This window comes from Okeania sp. SIO3B5, from assembly GCF_010692555.1.
GTDB lineage: Bacteria > Cyanobacteriota > Cyanobacteriia > Cyanobacteriales > Microcoleaceae > Okeania.
Map to the genome: position 1 here is coordinate 15051 of NZ_JAAHHG010000176.1, position 3584 is coordinate 18634.

Consider the following 3584-nt stretch of genomic DNA (forward strand, 5'->3'; position numbering starts at 1 on the left):
TTGCGGATATAGCAATAGGAGCTTTTGCCTAGAAAATTCAGAGGTAAGCTTTTCGCAAATCAGAAATCAAAATTTTATTCATCTCTATTGCTACATACGCAATAGGAATTTAGACTCAGTTCCTTTTTGTTGCGGATATAGCAATAGGAGTTTTTGCCTAGAAAATTCAGAGGTAAGCTTTTCGCAAATCAGAAATCAAAATTTCATTCATCTCTATTGCTGCATACGCAATAGGAATTTTTGCTCAGTTCTCTTTGATTGCGGATATAGCAATAGGAGCTTTTGCCTAGAAAATTCAGAGGTAAGCTTTTCGCAAATCAGAAATCAAAATTTCATTCATCTCTATTGCTGCATACGCAATAGGAATTTTTGCTCAGTTCTCTTTGATTGCGGATATAGCAATAGGAGCTTTTGCCTAGAAAATTCAGAGGTAAGCTTTTCGCAAATCAGAAATCAAAATTTTATTCATCTCTATTGCTACATACGCAATAGGAATTTAGACTCAGTTCCTTTTTGTTGCGGATATAGCAATAGGAGCTTTTGCCTAGAAAATTCAGAGGTAAGCTTTTCGCAAATCAGAAATCAAAATTTTATTCATCTCTATTGCTACATACGCAATAGGAATTTAGACTCAGTTCCTTTTTGTTGCGGATATAGCAATAGGAGTTTTTGCCTAGAAAATTCAGAGGTAAGCTTTTCGCAAATCAGAAATCAAAATTTTATTCATCTCTATTGCTGCATACGCAATAGGAATTTTTGCTCAGTTCTCTTTGATTGCGGATATAGCAATAGGAGCTTTTGCCTAGAAAATTCAGAGGTAAGCTTTTCGCAAATCAGAAATAAAAATTTTATTCATCTCTATTGCTACATAGTTCTAAAGAGACAGGACTTTCAACTTCGCTTTAAGGTAATATTTCCAAAAAAAGCTATCTACCAATTTTCTAATAATGTTAAAAGTAGATTGTAGGTTGGGTTGAACGGTAGTGAAACCCAACATTAAACGAATAGAGAAAAGAGATACAGATGTGGTTTGTTTTATTGTATAAGTGTCAGTAGTTGGGTTTATCCTACGGATAAGCTGCGCTAACGTTCCTCAACCCAAGCTACACCTATAATATTGCCGCTCGCCACTTCCCAATAATGTTAAAAGTCTTTTCCCAAAGCAGAATATTCTTGCTAACCCTCTATATTTTCCCAGTCTTATTACTCCTATGGTTTCTCACTAATTTTAGTGTCAACGTTCCCTACTGGGACCAATGGAGATTAACCCCTATCTTTGAGCGAGTTGCTGAAGGAAACGCCACATTTTTTGACTTTTTTACAGTACACGGACATCACAGAATATTAATTCCTAAATTAATTATTACTGCCTTAGCTTCTGCCACTAAATGGAACACCCAAGCTGAAATAATTTGTAGCGTAATTTTTGTCATCATCACATTTTTTGCTATCTGTAAAATAGCCGAAATTCAATTCCAGAATAAAAACAAAAATATCCTACATATAGCAAATATATTAGTCAGTATATTATTATTTTCTTTAGTACAACATCAGAATTGGTTATGGGGATTTACCCTATTTTGGTTTCTGACAAATTTATGTTTAATCATAGCAATCTATTTTATTTACGCATTCGATAAATTTTCAGCAAAAACAAAAATATTTCTGGCAGCAATATCCTGTTTTATTGGCAGTTTTACATTAATACAAGGATTATTTTCTTGGTTTGTACTTATACCATCAATATTTTGGCTAGAAGGTAAACCCAAACAAAAAATTAGTAGAGTAACTATTTGGATTTTACTCTTTATACTTTCATGTTTTATATATTCAATTAACTATAATCCCATTCGAGAGCCAAAACCATTTTTATTTACAGAACAACCATTCCTAATAATCAATTATTTTTTAGCTATTTTAGGTTTGCCTTTAGTCAGAATTTCCATTCCAGCAATTTTGACAGGATTAATATTATTTTCTAGTTTTATATTTTTCACATTTTATTTTCTCAAGAAACCCTGGTTTAACGAAGTCAGAAGTCAGAATTCAGATAGGGAAGCCGTCGGATTGGCGACGTACAGAAGTGATTTTTGCAATGGGGATTTAAGCTCCGTTCCAAAAATATTTAGCCTTAAAAGGTGGGGTTTTAGACCCAATTATTTTGATAAATTTATCTTTGTTCCGGCAGCCATTCCTTGGTTAACAATAGGAACCTTTTCTCTCATTTCTGCTCTATCTATTTCTGTAGGCAGGGCAGAATATGGTGTCGAGAATGCAATGATTTCTTCGCGGTATACAACTACGTCAATTTTATTAATTATTTCCCTAATTTATCTTTTTGGTTTATTCCTGCAACAGCAGCAAAAGTATTTATCAATATATAAAATTTTTGCTGTAGTAATGACAGGAATTATGATGGTTAACTCTGTGTATATTGTTGGTAATGTAAAATCAAGTTTTCCCTACATGGAAAGTCGGAAAGAGTGTCTAGAAATAATTAACTATTTGGAAGATTCAGAATTTATTCAAGAATCACAGGATAGTTGTTTAGTATTAATGAATGGCAAAACGTGGTTAGTCAGAGAAGGTGCAGAAATTATGGCAAAATTAGGATGGCGAAAATTCCCACAAAATCTGGAATTTATTACAGAAACAAAACAAACTTATGGTTATTTAGATTATCCTCAAACAACTGAAAATACTCTAATTATTAATAGAGATGAAACTGTTAGTTTGGGGGGATGGGCAATTAGACAGGATAAAAATAAACAACCGAATCTAGTTTTACTTTCTTCTGGTCAAAATAAATCTTTCTTTGCTAATGCTATTGTCAATTTAGAGAGTAATGATATTGCTAAAGTTCTTAAGTCAAAAAAGTATAACAGAGCGCGATGGAAAGTCACATTTTCAGCTAAGTCTTTACCTGTGGGAGAAACCGTAATTAATGCTTGGGTTTATAATTATGATAAACAAGAATTTGTCAAATTAAACGACCAAATAAAAGTTAGAGTGGAAGCCTAAATTGCCCTGAAATAAATTTCAGGGCTAATAGCTGAAGTCCTTTAAAAGGGAATGAAAATACGGATTCCTCTTGAGAGGACTTGAGCTGTGAGCCTGGGATTTTAATCCCTGGTATTAGATAATTTGAAAGGAAAAGCGTGTTGATAAGTAATTTGTTCTAGGTAGGAACTTACAGAATAATTAAGGTTTAAAGCCTATCACTCGCCGTGGAGAAACAAGAAAAAATTTTCCTTTTATTCAATCCTCTTCCTTTTAGGGAGAGGTAATTAGGGTCTGCTGAAAAAATTGGTTGGTGGGGGTAAGACACGGAGACGCGGAGATGGAGAAACAGATAATGGTTTCGCCATTTTATGTGAATAAATTTTCTTGAATTTCAGCATAAAAACTCAGTATTTTGAGGCAAATAAGAGCCAATCACTTAGGAGATAAATTGAATATAAAAAGCTCAATTACCTTGACTATTCTTACTTTTAGCTTTATTCAGCAAGCCCTAATAATTAATTATTCATTATTCATTATTCATTATTCATTGTTTAAAGTTCCTTTTGAATGATGTTGTTTTT

The 3584-nt window shown here is 33.0% G+C and carries 1 protein-coding gene; it reads left to right on the top strand.

Features of this window, described 5'->3' with window-relative positions:
- Positions 1–1173: 1173 nt before the first annotated feature.
- The gene (locus F6K54_RS22005; RefSeq protein WP_293081918.1) at positions 1174–3021 is read left to right on the top strand and encodes a hypothetical protein; all 1848 of its coding nucleotides are present in this window, start codon (positions 1174–1176) and stop codon (positions 3019–3021) included.
- Positions 3022–3584: the final 563 nt, after the last annotated feature.